Annotated in this window: 16 protein-coding genes; 9 read left to right on the top strand and 7 right to left on the bottom strand. The window is 40.0% G+C overall.

The genetic code is table 11. The features are described from left to right. Window positions 1-45 precede the first annotated feature (45 nt). The 3 genes from fahA to RF53_RS11880 all read left to right on the top strand — a co-directional run bounded on the left by fahA (window position 46) and on the right by RF53_RS11880 (window position 3,128). Window positions 46-1,359 carry a fumarylacetoacetase gene (gene fahA / locus RF53_RS11890; RefSeq protein ID WP_010557062.1) on the top strand — a complete coding sequence of 438 codons (1,314 nt, stop codon included), beginning with the start codon at window positions 46-48 and terminating at the stop codon, window positions 1,357-1,359. 142 nt (window positions 1,360-1,501) lie between these two features. After that, the gene (locus tag RF53_RS11885) at window positions 1,502-2,662 is read left to right on the top strand and encodes a M23 family metallopeptidase (RefSeq protein WP_006791417.1); all 1,161 of its coding nucleotides are present in this window, start codon (window positions 1,502-1,504) and stop codon (window positions 2,660-2,662) included. Continuing rightward, a complete protein-coding gene (locus tag RF53_RS11880) occupies window positions 2,652-3,128 on the top strand; it encodes a bactofilin family protein (protein WP_008127546.1) in 477 nt (158 codons plus the stop codon). The genes RF53_RS11885 and RF53_RS11880 overlap by 11 nt, the downstream gene beginning before the upstream one ends. Window position 3,129: 1 nt before the next feature. On the opposite strand, the gene RF53_RS11875 is transcribed toward RF53_RS11880, so the two are convergent. Further along, window positions 3,130-3,603 carry a hotdog fold domain-containing protein gene (locus tag RF53_RS11875; protein ID WP_006791419.1) on the bottom strand — a complete coding sequence of 158 codons (474 nt, stop codon included), beginning with the start codon at window positions 3,601-3,603 and terminating at the stop codon, window positions 3,130-3,132. A gap of 182 nt (window positions 3,604-3,785) precedes the next feature. On the opposite strand from RF53_RS11875, the gene RF53_RS11870 reads away from it, so the two are divergent. The 4 genes from RF53_RS11870 (at window position 3,786) to RF53_RS11855 (ending at window position 8,262) form a co-directional block, all read left to right on the top strand. Continuing rightward, entirely contained in the window at window positions 3,786-4,961 is a 1,176-nt protein-coding gene (locus RF53_RS11870) for a multidrug effflux MFS transporter (RefSeq protein WP_039037807.1), read from the top strand. Between the two features lie 188 nt (window positions 4,962-5,149). Continuing rightward, window positions 5,150-6,994: a S8 family serine peptidase gene (locus RF53_RS11865; protein WP_039037789.1), complete on the top strand. Its 1,845-nt coding sequence runs from the start codon at window positions 5,150-5,152 to the stop codon at window positions 6,992-6,994. 92 nt (window positions 6,995-7,086) lie between these two features. Beyond that, complete coding sequence (locus tag RF53_RS11860; protein ID WP_039037788.1) at window positions 7,087-7,731, top strand: LysE family translocator; 645 nt, start codon at window positions 7,087-7,089, stop codon at window positions 7,729-7,731. 66 nt (window positions 7,732-7,797) lie between these two features. Further along, entirely contained in the window at window positions 7,798-8,262 is a 465-nt protein-coding gene (locus RF53_RS11855; protein WP_006791424.1) for a methylglyoxal synthase, read from the top strand. Between the two features lie 10 nt (window positions 8,263-8,272). On the opposite strand, the gene yegD is transcribed toward RF53_RS11855, so the two are convergent. The 6 genes from yegD to RF53_RS11825 form a co-directional block, all read right to left on the bottom strand. Further along, on the bottom strand, window positions 8,273-9,637 hold the full coding sequence (yegD, locus tag RF53_RS11850) for a molecular chaperone (RefSeq protein ID WP_039037787.1): 1,365 nt from the start codon (window positions 9,635-9,637) through the stop codon (window positions 8,273-8,275). Window positions 9,638-9,700: 63 nt separating this feature from the next. Continuing rightward, on the bottom strand, window positions 9,701-10,543 hold the full coding sequence (locus tag RF53_RS11845) for a DNA ligase (protein WP_039037786.1): 843 nt from the start codon (window positions 10,541-10,543) through the stop codon (window positions 9,701-9,703). A gap of 33 nt (window positions 10,544-10,576) precedes the next feature. Next, window positions 10,577-11,233, bottom strand: a complete 657-nt coding sequence (locus RF53_RS11840; protein ID WP_039037785.1) for an HAD family hydrolase — start codon at window positions 11,231-11,233, stop codon at window positions 10,577-10,579. A gap of 63 nt (window positions 11,234-11,296) precedes the next feature. Further along, on the bottom strand, window positions 11,297-11,596 hold the full coding sequence (locus RF53_RS11835; protein ID WP_006791428.1) for a hypothetical protein: 300 nt from the start codon (window positions 11,594-11,596) through the stop codon (window positions 11,297-11,299). A 114-nt stretch (window positions 11,597-11,710) separates the two neighbouring features. Then, window positions 11,711-13,993 carry a TonB-dependent receptor gene (locus tag RF53_RS11830; RefSeq protein WP_033018864.1) on the bottom strand — a complete coding sequence of 761 codons (2,283 nt, stop codon included), beginning with the start codon at window positions 13,991-13,993 and terminating at the stop codon, window positions 11,711-11,713. Window positions 13,994-14,409: 416 nt separating this feature from the next. Then, window positions 14,410-15,270, bottom strand: a complete 861-nt coding sequence (locus tag RF53_RS11825) for a mechanosensitive ion channel family protein (RefSeq protein ID WP_006791430.1) — start codon at window positions 15,268-15,270, stop codon at window positions 14,410-14,412. Window positions 15,271-15,580: 310 nt separating this feature from the next. Between RF53_RS11825 and RF53_RS11820 the strand changes: the two genes are divergently transcribed. Continuing rightward, window positions 15,581-17,722 (top strand): M3 family metallopeptidase, encoded by a 2,142-nt coding sequence (locus RF53_RS11820; RefSeq protein WP_039037784.1) that lies wholly within the window; start codon window positions 15,581-15,583, stop codon window positions 17,720-17,722. A 110-nt stretch (window positions 17,723-17,832) separates the two neighbouring features. After that, complete coding sequence (locus tag RF53_RS11815; RefSeq protein WP_200888050.1) at window positions 17,833-18,672, top strand: DMT family transporter; 840 nt, start codon at window positions 17,833-17,835, stop codon at window positions 18,670-18,672. Window positions 18,673-18,699 lie beyond the last annotated feature (27 nt).

Below are 18,699 nucleotides of genomic sequence, written 5' to 3'. Positions count from 1 at the left end.
ATAAATACTTCGTTGTTGCCATACAGTTAAACCAAAGGAAATGTAATGAGCCTAATTAACGAAACCCATGATATTAATTTAACAAGCTGGGTAGAGTCAGCGAATGTCGCCAATTGCGACTTCCCTATTCAAAACTTGCCATTTGCCGAGTTTCGTCGCAAAGGCACTAACGAAGTATTTCGTGGTGGTGTTGCAATAGGTGATCAGGTTATCGACCTTGCAAAACTAAATGAGCTAAATATATTTACAGGCGACGCTAAAATAGCACTCGATGCAGCGAGCGAGTCAACGCTAAATACATTTATGGGTTTAGGGCAGCAATACTGGTCAGCACTTCGTTTAGCCCTTTCAAAAGCATTACGCGAAGGCGCTGAATGTCAAAAAGATATTGCGAGCGTATTAATATCGCAAGCTGAAATTGAATTTTCATTACCATGTCGTATTGGTGACTACACCGACTTTTACACCTCTATTTATCATGCAACGGCAGTAGGTAGTTTATTTCGCCCTGATAACCCACTATTGCCAAACTATAAATGGGTACCAATTGGTTACCATGGCCGTTCTTCATCTATTGATGTGTCTGGGCAAACATTTCACCGTCCTAAAGGACAAACTAAAGCACCTGATGCTGATGTACCCTCATTCGGCCCATGTAAACGCCTTGATTACGAGCTAGAGCTTGGCATTTACTTAGGTAAAGGAAATGCGCTTGGCGATGCAATTGCAATCGAAAATGCAGAAAATCATGTATTTGGCTTTTGTGTGTTTAACGACTGGTCGGCACGTGACTTACAAGCTTGGGAATACCAACCATTAGGTCCGTTTTTAGCGAAAAACTTTGCATCAACAGTGTCTCCTTGGATTGTTACAACAGAAGCACTCGCACCGTACAGAACAAGTTGGACCCGTGATGAAAACGATCCTCAACCTATGGAATATCTAGAGTCTGCCGCTAATCGCGAGCAAGGTGCATTTGATATTCAAATGGATGTAAAAATTCAAACCGAAAAAATGCGTAGCGAAGGGCACTCTCCTACCCGCGTATCTACCTCTAGCTTTAAGCACTCTTACTGGACTGTAGCTCAAATGGTCACTCACCATACGGTTAACGGGTGTAACTTTATGCCGGGTGATATGCTGGGTTCGGGTACGCAATCGGGCCCTACACATGAAGAAGCGGGTTCTTTACTTGAACTTTCTCGTGGCGGTAAAGAAAAAATAACGCTAAGCAATGGCGAACAACGCAGCTTTTTAGAAGATGGCGATAACGTTATTATGCGCGGCTGGTGTGAAAAAGAAGGCTTTGCGCGTATTGGTTTTGGTTCAGTTGAAAGCACGGTTTTAGCCGCAAAATAATCTCAATCAAACATACTTAAATGAAAGGGCTGCTTTTAAAAGCAGCCCTTTTTTATTAATTTTTGAACAGTTACAATTTTTTTCTGGCTTTTTAAGCTCAGATTGATACATTATTCCGGTTAGTAGCCAGTGTTTATATGCCATGTCAGTATTTATAAAGTCTTACAAAAAACTTTTTCCAGCTCGCCAACTCCTTATTCGTCAAAATGGCGAGGTTAAGCATGTTGTTTTAGCGCCTTGGTTACAACTTTTTGCAATAGTGCTTATTTTAGCAACACTTGTTTGGGTGAGCATTTCTAGCTTTCGTGTATACACACAAACTAACCATATCTCTGACATAGAAAAAAATCAGCTTAACAAACAAGTACTATGGGAACAAAAAGTTAGCGAGCAACAACGTCTTCACGAGCAACAACTCAAACAGCTAGTAACTCTTGAACAAAAACAAGCGCTACTTCAAAGCATGATCGAATCTTTACCTGCTTCAATCAGTCAAGACGTTATTCAGTTAGGTGAAGAGCTTGAGTCACCTATTAACGAAAATAAAAGCGAATTTCATGAACCCTTAGTTGATGAAGACCCAAATGCTAAGCAAGTTGATTTAGGTAAGCCTATTAGTTTTGAAACACGTTTGGCACATTTAAATGAGCAATACGAACAAAGCTTTAATTACCTAGACAAAAAAATAAACGAACGACATAACGCTATTTTAGCCATGCTTAAAGGCGCAGGCCTTGATGCCGCTTTGGAAGAACACCTAGCAATTAACTCTTTGCATATTGCTCAAGGTGGCCCGTTTGATGTATTCGATGAAACAAATATACCCGGTCATTTTTTGGCTATAGTTGATAAGTTAGTCGCGTTAAATAATCTAGAAAATTTATTAACTGAATTACCTAACACCCTGCCCTTACCCGCTGCAAAATATTATATTTCAAGTAGCTTTGGCTTACGCAAAGACCCAATGAATAATCGCCGAGCATTTCACAAAGGCGTAGACTTAGCGGGTTGGCACAAAACCGAAATTTTTGCTCCGGCCGACGCTGTGGTTCTTCGTGCAGGGCGTAATGGCGGATATGGTAACTTTATTGAACTTGAACACAAAAATGGCTTAGTAACTCGCTTTGGCCATTTAAATAAAATAAAAGTGAAAAAAGGCCAGCACATTGCCAAGCACGATGTAATTGGTTTAATGGGGAGCACTGGTAGAAGTACTAGCACTCATTTACACTACGAAGTATTGGTTAATGGCGAACAAGTCAATCCTCTAAAAATAACAAAGGCGCTTTCTCGTGTTCGGTAGAAAAAAATCAACAAGTACTAACCTAAGAAAGGTTAATCATACCCCCTCTATTATTTCTGAAGATGTGCGCCTTACTGGCACTTTAATAAGCCAAGGTGAGGTTCAACTTGATGGTCGCATAGATGGCGACATAAAAGCCGAGCAGTTAGTTATAGGCTCCTCCGGTGTAGTTGAAGGAATTGTTGAAGCAGTAGGCATTGTTGTTAAAGGCACTGTTATTGGTTCTATCAATGCAAGCGAAGTAAAAATACAAAGTGGTGCTCACGTCCATGGCGACGTATTTCATGATTCATTGAGTATAGATGCTGGCGCTATAATTGAAGGCAACTTAAAGCAACGCACTGAAAAAGAGACGGTAGAGTTAACTGCTGAACCAATTGAAAAAGAAGTTAAAACACTGATTGAAGAAGATGACAGCGGCTTGTCGTTTGTAAATAAACAAGCCACGGATAAAAGCGAGCGGTAGGCTATTTTTTCTCAGTAATATACATTGTAATATCTGCAGTGAACACGAGTTCGTTGCGGGTATTATAAAGCTTTACTGGTACTACTAAATCTTCTTTATCAATCCACTGGCGTGGCAAATCAATTTCAGCAATAGCCGTAACGTCTGTATCAACCTTTGCCAAATATTGTACGGTCATTCCCTTGGGTATCCAACGATGGGTTTTTACCGGTACAGTCGCGTCAACCATCACCCCTGCACATAACTCAGCCAAATTACACTGCGCAATTGCATGAATGGTTCCAATGTGGTTATGAACACTACGACGATTTTTAACAACAGCACTACAGTGCCCTTCTCGCAGATCTAATACGTAGGGCTTCATTGAGCCAAAGTAAGGTGCTTTAAAACAAACAGCTTTAGTAAAAAGCCAATTGCCAAAGGGTAAGTTTTTAAATTTATGCCACGTTTTAACTAGTGGTGATTGATTTGCCATTTTTATTATCCAGTTACAGTTACTTTATTAACGCTAACACATCAGACCAGTTTAAAAAAGCCGTTTTAATTACTGCTTTTATTATGTGTTTAACAAAAAATACGAATGACGACGTATGCATAGGCCAAAAGCCCTTTCTTTTTTACGAGTGCCCCCCTAAAATACGCGAAAAAGGAGACTCAATGCATACACAGCCCGCAAAACCTAATCTAACTTTATTACTTATCTTAGCGTTGCTCGTTATTTTTTGCCCTATGGCTATTGATATTTATCTGCCCGCTTTTCCTACCATAGCAGAGCAATTCTTGGTGACTGAGCAACAAGTGCAGCAAACTGTTGCCATTTTTATGTTAACCGTTGGACTAGGTCAATTAATTGCAGGGCCATTAGCAGATAGATTTGGCCGAAAGCCTGTCGCATTAGTGGGTATTAGCTTATATGCAGGCTCTGCGTTACTTGCTTACTGTGCCCCTTCGTTTGAAGTATTACTTTCTGCTCGTGCATTACAAGGGTTAGGTGCATGCGCCACATTTGTTGTCGCTTTCGCTATTGTAAGAGATAAATTTGGTAGCGAACGTAGCGGCCAAATTATTACCTACTTAAATGGCATTGTGTGCTTTATTCCTGCGTTAGCGCCCATTTTAGGTGCTTGGTTAACTGTTAAGTTTGGCTGGGAAATGAACTTCTTATTTTTAACTGGGTTTGCATTGGTAGGCTTTATTGTTACGTTTTTCTTTTTTAGAGAAACACGACCAGCCGATAGCGTTTATAAGGGGCATATTCTCGATTTAAGACGCTTTATACCTATTATTTCAACGCCACTATTTTTATTTAATAGCTTGCTTTGCATGGTTACTATGTCGGTTATTTTAGTGTTTGTCACCCTCGCACCTGGCTGGATAATTACTGAACTTGGCGGAAGCGTAGCTAATTTTACATTTTGGTTTTCACTTAATGCCGTTTTAAGCATTATTGCCAGTTTTATTATGCCACTGTACATCAAACGCCACCCCAAACGTGCTTTAAAAATAGGGTTACTGCTATTGGTTGGCTCGGGGTTACTTATGTTCCTGTTTAGCCAATATAAATCAGCTTTGGCGTTAATGATCCCCATGTTTGTGGCTGCATTTGGTTTTGCGCTCACTCTTGGCTCTGCAGCAGGAAGAGCATTAAGCTTGTTCCCTAAACAAGCGGGCACAGCTTCAGCGTTGCTTGGTGCAATGCAAATGAGTGGGGCAAGTTTGCTGGTATTTATTACTCAATTTTTACAGTTGCAGACCCCTATATTAATTGGCGTCCACTTTTTATTATTGGTCCCTTTTAGCTATTTATTGTTTCGCAAAGCGCAGTTTTCATAACCCCCCCCCCAACAAAAATACATCATTAATGGGTAAGTAATTTTTATTTACCCCTTTCACTGCACATTAATCACCCAATCAGAATTATTTCATTTTTATTAACAATTCACTATTGCAATCTAGGTACAACTGCTCTATCGTTGAATTAAGTTAACACATGGTTAACAAGATAATTCTAGGATGTAAAAATGAAAAAAAATAAACTTGCCTTAGCATTAATTTTATCTGGTCTATGTACTGCAGGTAATGCAAGTGCACAAAACGATCGTTTCATAATTCAAGTCGATAACAACAAAAAAGGTGTGGTAAAAGCACTTACTAAAAAACTCGGTGGTGATATAAAAGTTGACGGTAATGGGTTTATTGCCGCTAAATTTACTGGTCACGATTTAACAAGCTTAAAAGGTTTACTAAATAACCCTCACATAAAACTTATTGAAGAAGACCAAAAACGTGTTCCTTTATCATTATTCAATGATGACGCCGGCAATGCAATGCAACAACAAATTACACCGTATGCTGTTTATCAATCTCAAGCTGATCAGGTAACATTTGACGCGAATGCGGGTATGAAAGTATGTGTTATTGACTCCGGTTTAGACAGCACAAACCCTGATTTCATTTGGGGAAATATCACTGGCGATAATGACAGCGGCACAGGTAACTGGTTCGATAATGGCGGACCACACGGGACTCATGTGGCGGGTACTATAGGTGCTGCAGATAACAACTTAGGTGTTGTAGGCATGGCACCAGGCGTTGCTATGCACATAATAAAAGTGTTTAACGAATCTGGCTGGGGTTATTCATCAGACTTAGCACAAGCTGCTAACTTATGTTCTCAGGCAGGTGCAAATATTATCAGCATGAGTTTAGGTGGTGGTGGCTCGAATAGTACTGAGTCAAACGCTTTTGCTAATTTCACTAACGCTGGAGGCCTTGTAGTTGCAGCGGCAGGTAACGATGGCAATAACGTTCGTTCATATCCAGCTGGTTATCCATCAGTTATGATGGTAGGCGCAAATGATGCAGATAATCAAATTGCTGACTTTTCACAATTTCCAAGCTGCTCATCAGGTAAAGGTAGACGTGTTACAACTGACGAAACAGTATGTGTTGAAGTGACTGCTGGTGGTGTAGATACGCTTTCAACATACCCTGCTGGCATGGCATCCGCAGCAAATATGTCTGCTGACGGCACACCCTACGCTTCATCCGCAATGGAAAATACTGGTCAAGCATCAGCATCTGCGTACTTTATGGGAACTGCACAAAATATTGATAATGGTGCTGCTGGGAAAGTATGTTTAATAGACCGTGGTGTCGTTTCTTTTTATGACAAAGTAGCAAACTGTGAAAACTCAGGTGGAATAGGCGCTGTTATCATTAACAACGAAGCTGGTATGCTTTACGCAACACTAGGCGATACAAACAATACAACAATTCCGGCTGTGGGTGCCGCATTTGAAGATCGCACTGCACTGCTTGGCAGCACAACGATTACAATAGATATTGGCGCATCAGATTATGGATTCATGAGTGGTACATCAATGGCAACGCCTGCAGTGTCGGGTATTGCTGCTCTTGTATGGTCAAATCATACTGACTGTACGGGTACAGAGATTCGTGATGCTCTAAAAGCAACTGCACAAGATCAAGGCGCAACAGGGCGTGATGATTACTTTGGACACGGTATTGTAAAAGCAGCCGATGCTGATGCCTATTTAACTGCGAATGGTTGTGCAGGTAGTGGTAATGGGGGCGGCGGTACCGACCCAGAGCCTGTAGGTGACATAACGCTTTCTGCTTCAGGTTATAAATCAAAAGGCACCAAGTATGTTGACCTTAATTGGGCTGGCGCAGCAACAAGCCAAGTTGATGTTTACCGCAACGGAAGCAAGGTGACAAGTACAGCTAATACTAATAGCTTCACTGATAGAATATCGACCAAAGGTGGCGGCACATATACCTATCAAGTATGTGAAGCTCAAAGCACAAGCGCTTGCTCTAACAACTCAACCGTTACTTTTTAATAAAACGTAACTTAAAAAAGCGGGCAACAGCCCGCTTTTTATTTACCTAGTTGCTTGATAAACTCACTCATATTTAGCAATCAATTCTAATAATGATTAATCCCGATTTTCTCTTCTCTTTTTTAATTGCTAGTTTTTTAATGGCGGTTGCCCCAGGCCCCTCGAATGCATTTTTAATGGCACAAACATTTGCAAATGGCCGCACTGCGGGTATGCAAAGTGCGTTTGGTTTTGCATTAGGTGGGGTTGTACATACCTTTTTTGCAGTAATAGGCTTAAGTGCTATTTTAAAAGCATCACCAGTTGCCTATAGTGCTGTTCAATATGCTGGTGCAGCTTATTTGTGTTATTTGGGCTTTATGATGATAAAAAGCACGCTAAAAAACACGACTACTGCCACCCCAACTCAAAGTGAAGATAAGCCACACGTAAGCACTGCTAAAAAGTCTAATGTTATGTTTCAAGCCATGATGACCGAGGTACTTAACCCTAAGGTCGCTTTATTTTTTATTGCTTTTATTCCACAGTTTGTAGACCCGAGCTTATCATCAGCCACTTTTCAGCTCGCATTTTTTGGCCTGCTATACCCTATTTTTGCTTTTCCAATAGACTGCACGTATATTTATTTTGGCGACAAGATCGCACAGTTTTTTAGGCAGCATCCAAATAGTCAACTTTGGATTGATAGAGTAACGGGAATAATATTTATTGCTCTCGCTATTAATCTACTATTATAACTTTCCTAAATTTTGCTAACAGTTGGTTTAACTATGAGCATTTAGGCACAAATAAAAAGAATTAATATGGAACAAAAAACGCAATCTCTCCCTGCAAAAAAGAATATTGCCCTTGTTGCTCACGATGGCAAAAAAGCCGCACTAAAGCTGTGGTGCGACAAACATAAAAACACACTGAGCAAACACACCTTATACGGCACAGGTACAACGGGGCATTTAATTCAAAAAAGTACAGGGCTTGATGTTGTTCAGCTTTTAAGTGGCCCAATGGGTGGCGACCAACAACTGGGCGCCAAAATAGCAGAGCATGAAATTCATGTTTTAATATTTTTTTGGGACCCTTTAGCTTCTCAGCCTCATGACCCTGATGTAAAAGCATTACTGCGCTTAGCGGCAGTGTGGAATATTCCTGTAGCGTGTAACGAGGTAAGTGCTGATATGCTGTTAAGCTCTCCTTTAATGGAAAACGAGCTTGAGCGTACCTTGCCAGATTACGAAAAATACCTCGCAACCCGACAAATAAGTCTATAAGCCTTTTAAGTTACTTATAAAGCATGCTGGCCCATTTAGTCAGGCCAGCAGTTACGCTACCAAAATGGTCACCATTGACCATATTAATATCACCTAAGTGCTCGCTAAGTGCTGCTTTAATTAGTGGAGACTGCGCACTGCCCCCCGTTAAATAGATAACGTCTGGTGTTGTTTGTGCATCGTTTATTGCTTGTTTTGCCAAAGTGACTATTTGGCTAATACTACTCTCTACAGCTAGCGATAAATCATGAACAGATAAGTTTTTACTAAGTTCAGTATCTAAAAAGCGCAAGTCACAGTTAAAGTCAGGTGTTGACGAAAGGGCTATTTTTGCGGCTTCACCTTGTTGAACAAGTTGATGCCCTTGCTTATTTTGTTGTAAGTGAATTAAGCGTTTATAAAGATCTGGTGCACTTACATCCCGCAACTGTGCATTAAGCTCTCGCGCCTGACTTTCACTGTAAAATTGGCTTTGCAAATTAACATCGTTAATTTTACATGCCTGCCAAAATGGCTGATTTGGCAAAGGCAATCCCGACTTAAATGTACTGCCAAGCCCTAATAAGGGCATTAACCCATGAAAGCTCAATGCAATATCTAAATCGTTTCCGCCAACGCGTTTACCGCTGTGGGCTAAAAAGTCGTTATCGCGCTGACTATTCCCTCTAAAACTTGGACCCATTTGCACAAACGAACAATCACTGGTCCCCCCACCAATATCTATAACCAACACTTTCTGATCGTGTGTTAAATCACTTTCGTAATCGATACCTGCTGCTAGCGGTTCGTATAAAAAATTAACGTCTTTAAAGCCTGCACGTTTTGCAGCTCGCTCTAAAATACCCACAGCTTGCTGGTTCGACTGTTCACCGCCTACCGCCTGAAAGTTTACAGGGCGGCCAATAACAGTTTGAGTAAGTACTTTTTCTAAAGACTGCTCTGCGCGTTGTTTTATTTTTAAGATCATTGCCGTTGCAATGTCTTCAAAAAAGTTAATTTGGCCTTGCTTTAAACCGGTTGCACCAAAAAACGATTTGGGTGACTTAACAAAGTATCCTTCTTCAGGAAATTGAACGTATTCACTAATTGCTTCACGACCAATAAATAAGGTCTCATCTGAAGGTTGTAAATCAAGGTCTGATTTAATTCGAGGCAGTGAGTTTAAAAGGGCTTGGCGCTGAGATTTAAAATCTTGTTCATGCGCGGTTCCTTTTAAATGCTTAGCAACAAAATCAACCACCAAAGCACTGTGATGAGTATAAAGTGTAGAAGGTAAGTAATGCTTGCCTTGCTCTAAAGGCACTAACTGAACATTATTATTGTTCATTACACCCATAGCACAATTTGAACTACCGTAATCAAAACCTACAAACATATACCACCACACGTTACCAAAAAGGCCGCGCAATTTAGCATATTTAAGATCACTTTTAAATTGCTATATGCTTTCTCGCACTCTTAAAAAGCTAGCAAAGCGAGGAAGGCCATTTTTAGTCAACCCATGAAAACGATAGGTAACGGTGCTACCAATGGCCGGTGGGTTTTGACGTTGTGCATCGCTAAATCCTGTACCAATTGAAAATAGCTGCCCAGAGGCTGACTTAACGCGCAGCGCACCAAGCATCCCCGTGTATTTCCCTTTACCCGGCAAATGAGCTATGACAACCGCCTCAGCATCAAGGTAAGGCTTTAACTTTAACAAAGCACCACTTCGTCCACTTTTGTGTTTAGCATCAGCTAAGTGCAACATAACGCCTTCAGCACCCTGCGCAGTTATGTTATTAAAATAGTCAGAAAGCTGTTTGTTATTTTTAAATCGACGCTGTTTAACAGCTTGGATATGGGGCTGATTAATGTGTGTAACAAGTTGGGAATAATTTTTATAACGCTCGCTAAAAACTAAGGTTTTATCTGGCATATCAAATATCTTGTAAGTGACGGCTTGCCAGTCTTTGTTATTTGGGATTCTAGTTCTTACTATACCGCTTAATGCAGCAAAGTGTTCTCGTTTAGTCCAAAGCTCGCCATCTAACCACGTATTGGGCAAGGATGCAGTAAACCAATGTGGTGCATTAATTATATTCCCTTTGCGAGTAACAAACTGTGTGCCCGTCCATATGGCTCTTACACCGTCAAATTTTTCGCTGACTAAATACGCACTAATATCATTGTGCTTTTCTTCATCATACACTTTGGCTAATAATACAGAAGGCTGAGAAGTATAAGCCGGGCAACTAAACAAAATAACCGTAATAAATAACATCCATTTTATAGCAATCATTAGCGCATCCAAGCTAGGTAATAGTGACTTACACTATAGTTGAGATTGCACCCATTGCCAAAACTCATCAAGGTTACCCATGCAATAGGTCGCTTTGCTAAAGTCATGATCTTTAGTGTGGCTATTAGCAATAGCAACCACCCTTAAACTTGCATTATTTGCGGCGCTTACGCCTGTAAATGTATCTTCTACGGCTATCGCATTTTCTGACTTTACGTTTATTTGCTTTAAAGCGAGTAAATACGGGTCGCCTGCAGGCTTAGGGTTAATTACATCGTCTTTAGTAACAAGAGTATCAAACAGCTCATAAAACCCTAACCCTTTTAGAATTGGCATAGCTTCGCTTGTTGCACTTCCGGTGACAAGCGCCATTTTTAAGCCACTATTTTTAACCGCTTTTAGCGTTTGTTCTACATATGGCATAAGCGGTGGTAAGTTCGTTTTGACGTATTCACCAAATAATCGATATTTTTCAGCAGCTAAAAACTCAGCACTAACTGATAAATTATTCTCACTTTTAATTTCAATTGCCGCTTCTAGTGTAGAACGCCCTGAAAACCGCTGACAAAATTCATCTTCTAAATAACTTACCTCAAATGGCGCTAACAGTGTGCTCCAACATACAAAATGCATCGCTTCTGAATCGACTAGCGTGCCATCCATATCAAATAAAACGGCCTGTAAGCTCATGATCTCTCCTTAAATTAAAGTGCTAAAAAAAGGTGCTAGAGCACCTTTTTTGTTTTTTCATTATTACTGGGTTAAACCCGCCGGCGGCTCACCAAAAGCTTCTTCACCGGTTTCAATATCAACTAACTCATAGCCACGGGCTTTACGAACCACCTTAAGCACAGGTTTTTCAAAAGCAGTTTTTAAGCGCTCCGAGTCATCTTTTAATTCATCAAGCGTTGTACCAAACGGTGCTGCGCCTGTTTCTGACCAGTTAGTTACTTTACCATTTAGGTTATATTCTACTTCGTGTATTTGATATTGCGCCGCTTCATCTTTTGTTGCTTCACAAAAAATCACACGGTAATTCCAAAATCCAGCCATTATATTTCTCTATCAATAAACCAATTATGCGCTACTTTAACAGCTCTAAAAGGGATCACAAAATAAAAAGCCTGCACAAGGCAGGCTTTTAAATGTAAATTTCTAATCTATTAATTAGAAAAATTTAACTTTAAATTCAGCACCAACATAACGCTCTTCATTAACAATACCCGTGTTATTGTTAAAGTCGATAGCGCCTATTGCTTGTTGCTCATCAAATAAGTTACGAACAAAACCAGCAACTTCATATTCGTAGTCACCTTCTGCCCATCTGTAACCTGCACGAAGACCAACTTCAGTTAAAGGCTTGCCTTCAAACTCTACCGATTCATATAAGAACATGTTAATTTTGCTGCGGTAAGATATATCACCGTTTGCAAAGAAATCACCATCTTCAAGCTCTTTAGTGTAACGAAGCGTAAAGTTAGAGATCCACTCTGGTGCATGCGGTAAGCTGTTACCGTCTAAAATCGCACGATCTTCAGGCCCAAAGGCACCTGCAACTTGGAAAGTTGGATCTGTCACTGTACATTGGCCACACACAGCTACCGCTAAGTCATTATCTTTAAGCTCAGTTTTGTTATAGCTTAAGTTAAATGTTGCATTAAGCTCGTCGCTTAATACCCATTCAGTGTCTAACTCAAAACCGTAGCCTGTCGTTTTGTCTGCATTAATTAAGCGGTTAAAGTTTGCACCACCACCTACAGCGGTCAATTGCTGATCGCTCATTGTGTAGTAGAACACAGTTGCATTTACACGACCTTGTCCGTCTAGCACGTCTGATTTAATACCTGTTTCGAATGAAGTCACTGTTTCAGAATCAGCGGTTGTTACTTCATCACCAAACAAAATACGACCTTGCAAGCTTGGTGCACGGAATGTGTTAGCTACACGGCTGTACCAGTTTACGTCTTCGTTTACTTTGTAGTTAGCAGATAAATCCCAGCTCACGTGGCTATCGCTAACATCTTGCTCGATAAATAAAGCACCACCGCCAATAGGGCTTAGTGTACGATCTGCAGAGAAGTCTTTTTCATCATCAGAGTAACGAAGGCCCGCTGTTATTTTTAAATCATCAGATACAACATAATCAACAGAGCCAAATACTGCCCAAGCAGTTGTATCTTGTTGCTGTTTAACATACCCATTTAAAGCGCCGGCCGGTGATGAAAACGTGTCATAGCTAAAGTTTTCAATTGTTAGCTCTTCGTCAAAGTAAAAAACACCTACTTGATAGTTTAAGTCGCCATCAAAGTTACTTGATAAACGAAGCTCTTGAGTAATTTGATCTTGCTCAGGAATACCATCAGCACTTTCTGAAGGGAAAGGAATAAAGCCAGGCCCCATGTAATCAGGAAGGAATACAGCACCGTAACCACCGTCAATATCACCACGAGAGTATATTTCAGCGCTTTCCCATGCAGAGATAGACGTTACAGTGTGGTTTTCAAGATCCCATTCAAGTCTTAGGCTCATACCCTCAGATTCTACTTGTTGAGTAGAACGAGCACCGGCATCTTGGTATACAACATCGTGCTCGTAGTTATCGACTAATTCGTTAGAACCAGACTCAATAACATTTGCACGGAACGCGATAGGTGAACCATCTAAATCACGTGTGTGATAGTTTAATAAAGCAGAAAAATCATCGCCTTCGTATAAAAACTGAATACGTGCTGCTTTTTCAGTATAACCGCCCTGTTGATCTTTAGCTTCAAAACCAGGTGCTTGGTTATCAATGTAATCATCTTTATCTTGCCATAATAATGAAACGCGAGCAGATAAACGATCTGTTAACGCACCACCTACAGCACCTTCAGTATCTACAGCGCCACGGCTACCGTATGAAACCGCACCGTAACCGTCAAACTCTTGGCTAGGTTTAACTGAGTCAAATTTAACAAGGCCTGCAGGCGTATTACGGCCAAATAAAGTACCTTGCGGACCACGTAATACTTCTACGCGTTCAACATCAAATACAGGAAAGCCTTTTAAAATCGCATTTTCTTGAACAACTTCATCAACTACTAACGATACAGGTTGAGACGCATTTAAATCGAAATCTGTGTTACCTAAACCACGTACGTAAAAACGTGGGAAAGAACGGCCAAATGAAGATTCGATAGACAAGCTCGGAATTTTTGCGTTCATAAAACGAATATCCATGCCTGCCGAGCTGTATGCATCAAGGTTATCACCTTGCAGTGCAGATACAGCTACAGGAACCTCTTGAGCATTTTCTACACGTTTACGCGCAGTAACTTGAATAACTTCTAATTGGTTATTTTTTTTAGCCGTTTCTTCTTCAGCAGCAAATGAAGAAACAGAAGTGCCAGCAGCAGATAATAGTGCGGCATTGATGATTGTCGCTATTGCAGATTTTTTAATTGCTTTCATGTCGGGTTTTAACCTTTTGTATGCACTCTTGTTCAACGGTTTTTTGTGTTGCGCAATGTATTCATTGCGGGCTCGTACAATTTTTCGCGACTTGGCTATATGCGCGCGGACCTCATTATCGAGAGTACAAAAACGAAATAATAAGGCTGAACGAACGTAAGAGATTATACCACTGTGTAATAAATTTACTGCATAAAACTTTTCAATTTCTGAAACTTTTTTGCAACATTTAACCACAAGATAGCGACTTTTTATTACTTTTTAGATGTAAAAACCCAAATATAAGGACATATGTCCTTATCAATAAAACTACAAATAAAGTAGCAGTTTTAACGTTTTAACTAAAAAACCTAACTTAGGAACAGTTTTTGCTAAGGTGAAAAACCGCACTTGGCGGTTTTTTCCTCAATGCTTTATCACGTTCGTTTTAAGGCTATTTCTCCATCTATGTGAATGTCTCGTTGAGGGAACGCAATCACTACATTATTTTGCTCAAATACATCGTACAGACTAAAGCGAATATCACTGCGCACGGTTCTAAGCATGGTTTCAGATTCAGCACATACCCAAAAAACAGCGTTAAAAACTAATGAGCTATCGGCAAAGTCGTCAAAAAGCACTGCCGATTTTGGTGTTTTTAAAATCGCTTTATGCTCATCAAGCACCTGTTGGATGAGTTTTTTAACTAAAACTACATCCGATCCATAAGCAACACCTACGCTTACCGACGAGCGTGCATTCCCATCAATTAACGTCCAGTTTGTTACGGTGTTTTCTAATAATTGGCTGTTGGGGATCAACATATGTACGCCATCATTTCGACGAATCCGCGTTGAACGTGTATTAATAGTTTCGACGACACCCTTGGCACTGCCTACTTCTAAAAAGTCACCTATTCGAATAGGACGCTCCCACATTAATATCCAACCGCTTATAAAGTTATTAATTATATTTTGCGCACCAAACCCCACACCTATTGCAATAGCACCCGATACAAATGCAAAAGCCGTCAATGGAATATTTAATACTTCTAGCGAGGTAAAAACTAATATGGCGATACTTAAAATAAAATAAATACGCGTGAATAAATGAACAGCATCTTGGCTTATTTTTTTGGCGAGTAAAGTTCTTTTTATTAACTTACCAATGTGTGTCACCACAAACCACATTGCAAATAAAATAAGCGGCACCTGAATTATTTTTGCCACTGTCAGTTGTATATCGTTGTAACTAAATACAACAAAAGAAAGGATTTCGTTTATTTGTTCTAAATTCATTTATTTTCCAATCAGGGGGTCTTTAATATTATTATAGAGTGAATGTGTTTTAATTAACTAACATTAGCACGCCACAATGCAATTTAACTGACTTTAAAAATTACACTTTGTTATTTTGCAGTACTTGTGCCACCAAAAAACAAACAACACAAGCTACTTTTACCTACCTAAACATCTATTTTTAGCTAATTTGCGTTTAAATCCTGCTTAATCTCGATAAACTTTATTGTATATAAATCAAAATTTGGTAAGTTAAGTGGGTTTTTCGACTCGAAAAGCCTATCCCGGCTAATCTTTCTATGGAGTTATTATGCGTAAAACCCTAATCGCCACTACAATTGCTAGTGCATTATTACTATCTGCCTGTTCAGAAAATAAATCAGAAACACAAACAATGGCAAAAGAAAGCGCAGCACAAGTGCAAGACGTAAACGCAAGCAATGTGTTATTCAAACCAAGTCCTTTACAATACATGGCACCTGAGTTTGATAAATTTGGTACTAAAGATTACGAAGCTGTCTTCGACGCGGGTATTGCAGAGCATACAGCTCAAATTCAAGCAATTGCTAATAACCCAGAGCCAGCAACATTTAAAAACACATTAGTTGAAATGGAACTATCTGGTGAGTTATTGAACCGTGTATCAACGGCATTTTATAACTTATCGGGCTTAATTTCAGATGACGAATACCAGCGCATTAGTAAAAAAATGGCGCCAGTATTATCGGCTCACTCTGATGACATTTATTTAAACGGCGCTTTATTTGAGCGCGTTCAAACAATCTACGATAACCAAGCAACACTAAGCGCTGAAGATCAACGCCTTGTTGACTTTTACTACAAGCAGTTTGTAAAAGCCGGTGCTAAATTAAGTGACGAAGAAAAAGCAAAAATGCGCGAAATTAACGCACAACTTGCTAACTTATCTACTGCGTTTTCGCAAAACGTTTTAAAATCGTTTAAAGAAGATGTGATTGTTGTTACTGACAAGTCTAAACTTGCAGGCCTTTCTGAAGGTGAAATTGCAGGTCTAGCAGCTGCAGCTAAAAAAGCAGGCAAAGAAGGTTACATGATCACGCTTGTGAACACCACGCAACAGCCTATTTTATCAAGCCTTGAAAACCGCGAGTTACGTGAGCAAATTTTTACTGCGTCAGCAAACCGTGCAGCACAAACAAATGGTCCTATCATCATTGAAGAAACAAACTTACGCGCACAAAAAGCAGAGCTTTTAGGCTACAAAGATTGGGCTTCGTATGTAATGACCTCGCGTATGGCGCAAACAACTGAAAATGTATACGGCATTTTAGATGACCTTGCCCCTAAAGCAGTTGAAAAAGCGAAAATTGAAGCCGCTGCTATTCAAAAAGTAATTAATGATTCGGGCGAAAACTTCGAACTTAAACCTTGGGATTGGGCATTTTACGCTGAAAAAGTACGTGCTGAAAAATACGACCTAGACCCTGCGTTAGTTAAACCTTACTTTGAAATGAGCTCAGTAATTAACGATGGTTTATTCTTTGCGATGAATAAACTATACGGTATTACGTTCAAAGAACGTCAAGACTTACCGGTTTACCACGAAGATGTAACCGTTTATGAAGTATTTAACGCTGACGGCAGTGCAATTGGTTTATTTTACATGGACCCATACGCACGTGAAGGCAAGCGTGGCGGCGCATGGATGAGTGCATACGTAAGCCAAAGCGGCTTAAAAGGCACTAAACCTGTTATTTACAACGCGCAAAATATTCCAAAGCCTGCTGAAGGCGAGCCAACGCTTATGACCTTTGACGAAGTGTCGACTATGTTCCATGAATTTGGTCATGCGGCTCACGGTTTATTCTCAGATGTTAAATACCCAAGTCTTGCAGGCACTGCAACAGCGCGTGACTTTGTTGAGTTTCCATCTCAAGCACATGAAGATTGGATGATTGAGCCTAGCGTACTTGCTAATTACGCTAAGCACTACAAAACAGGTGAGCCAATTCCACAAGCATTACTTGATAAAGTATTAGCATCGCAAAAATTCAACCAAGGTTTTGGTACGACTGAATATTTAGCGGCTGCTTTACTGGATATGGAATGGCACTCATTTGGTTCAGATAAGAAAATCAATGATGTTCAAGAGTTTGAAAACGCAGCGCTAAAAGCTCATGGTATTGATTACTACCCTGTACCACCGCGTTATAAATCAAACTACTTTAGCCATACATTTGCCGGCGGTTACTCTGCAGGTTACTACGCCTACCTTTGGACTGAAGTATTTGCAGCCGATGCATTTGCACACATGGAAAACAACGGTGGTTTGACACGTGAAAACGGCGACAACTTCCGTAAAGAAATCTTATCAAAAGGTAATAGCCGTGACTTAATGCAAAGCTACATTGAGTTTAGAGGTCAAAAACCAACAACAGACGCACTACTTAAGCGCCGTGGTTTAGTAGAATAATAACTTAACTTATTATTTTTAATATAAAAGCCCGCTTGCGGGCTTTTATTGTTTATACCTTAATTTATAACAGATAAACTTAGCCAATTAGTTATTACACAATGATGGTTATGGGCTATTTATTTGCAGTGACCCTACTTTGGGCATTTTCGTTTAGTTTAATTGGCGTATATTTAGCTGGGCACGTTGATGCATGGTTTAGCGTATTAATCCGTATTGCGCTAGCTACATTGGTATTTTTACCGTTTATCAAACGCCTTCCTCCCGCTACCGCAATTAAGCTTATGTTGATAGGCGCTGCGCAACTTGGGGTTATGTACAGTTTTTACTACCACTCATTTTTGTTTTTAAGCGTCCCTGAAGTATTGCTTTTTACGGTTATGACGCCGCTCTATATTACTTTATTAAACGATACCCTTAACAAACAGTTTAATCCGCAATTTTTTATTGTTGCCTTAATTGCCGTGCTGGGTGCAGTAGCAATTCGTTATGAAAATCTCGACAATGACTTTTGGCTAGGGCTGTTGCTTGTACAAGGAGCCAATTTAAGTTTTGCAACTGGGCAAGTTACTTACAAACGGTTAATGCAAGGCAAGCAGCTTGACGACAAGGCGGCATTTAGCTGGTTTTTTATTGGCGCCCTTATTGTTGCAGGCTTATGTTACGCATTATTTGGTAACTCGAGTAAGCTGCCAAGCACAAATACACAATGGGGGATTTTAATTTATTTAGGGATAGTGGCCTCAGGCTTGGGTTATTTTTTATGGAATAAAGGCGCAACGCTTGTCAATGTTGGGGCGTTGGCGGTCATGAATAACTTACTCATCCCTGCCGGTATTATTGTTAATATTGTTATTTGGAATAGAGATGCCGATATTTTTAGGCTAAGTATTGGTGCAGCAATAATGCTTTTAGCGTTAGTGGTTAATCAAATAATGGCGAAAAAATAAGTTCACTTTTCTGTCGTTTAATTGTCA

It is taken from the genome of Pseudoalteromonas sp. ECSMB14103, from assembly GCF_000813065.1.
Classification (GTDB): Bacteria; Pseudomonadota; Gammaproteobacteria; order Enterobacterales; family Alteromonadaceae; genus Pseudoalteromonas; species Pseudoalteromonas marina.
This window is presented reverse-complemented; position numbering and strand designations above follow the sequence as displayed.

Excerpts from the sequence above, each read along its gene's own strand:
- RF53_RS11830 (WP_033018864.1), bottom strand. The coding sequence starts at position 13,993 with ATGAAAGCAATTAAAAAATCTGCAATAGCGACAATCATCAATGCCGCA.
- RF53_RS11870 (WP_039037807.1), top strand. The coding sequence starts at position 3,786 with ATGCATACACAGCCCGCAAAACCTAATCTAACTTTATTACTTATCTTA.
- RF53_RS11815 (WP_200888050.1), top strand. The coding sequence starts at position 17,833 with ATGGGCTATTTATTTGCAGTGACCCTACTTTGGGCATTTTCGTTTAGT.
- RF53_RS11855 (WP_006791424.1), top strand. The coding sequence starts at position 7,798 with ATGGAACAAAAAACGCAATCTCTCCCTGCAAAAAAGAATATTGCCCTT.
- RF53_RS11820 (WP_039037784.1), top strand. The coding sequence starts at position 15,581 with ATGCGTAAAACCCTAATCGCCACTACAATTGCTAGTGCATTATTACTA.
- RF53_RS11875 (WP_006791419.1), bottom strand. The coding sequence starts at position 3,603 with ATGGCAAATCAATCACCACTAGTTAAAACGTGGCATAAATTTAAAAAC.
- RF53_RS11865 (WP_039037789.1), top strand. The coding sequence starts at position 5,150 with ATGAAAAAAAATAAACTTGCCTTAGCATTAATTTTATCTGGTCTATGT.
- RF53_RS11845 (WP_039037786.1), bottom strand. The coding sequence starts at position 10,543 with ATGATTGCTATAAAATGGATGTTATTTATTACGGTTATTTTGTTTAGT.
- RF53_RS11885 (WP_006791417.1), top strand. The coding sequence starts at position 1,502 with ATGTCAGTATTTATAAAGTCTTACAAAAAACTTTTTCCAGCTCGCCAA.
- RF53_RS11860 (WP_039037788.1), top strand. The coding sequence starts at position 7,087 with ATGATTAATCCCGATTTTCTCTTCTCTTTTTTAATTGCTAGTTTTTTA.
- RF53_RS11840 (WP_039037785.1), bottom strand. The coding sequence starts at position 11,233 with ATGAGCTTACAGGCCGTTTTATTTGATATGGATGGCACGCTAGTCGAT.
- yegD (WP_039037787.1), bottom strand. The coding sequence starts at position 9,637 with ATGTTTGTAGGTTTTGATTACGGTAGTTCAAATTGTGCTATGGGTGTA.
- fahA (WP_010557062.1), top strand. The coding sequence starts at position 46 with ATGAGCCTAATTAACGAAACCCATGATATTAATTTAACAAGCTGGGTA.
- RF53_RS11835 (WP_006791428.1), bottom strand. The coding sequence starts at position 11,596 with ATGGCTGGATTTTGGAATTACCGTGTGATTTTTTGTGAAGCAACAAAA.
- RF53_RS11825 (WP_006791430.1), bottom strand. The coding sequence starts at position 15,270 with ATGAATTTAGAACAAATAAACGAAATCCTTTCTTTTGTTGTATTTAGT.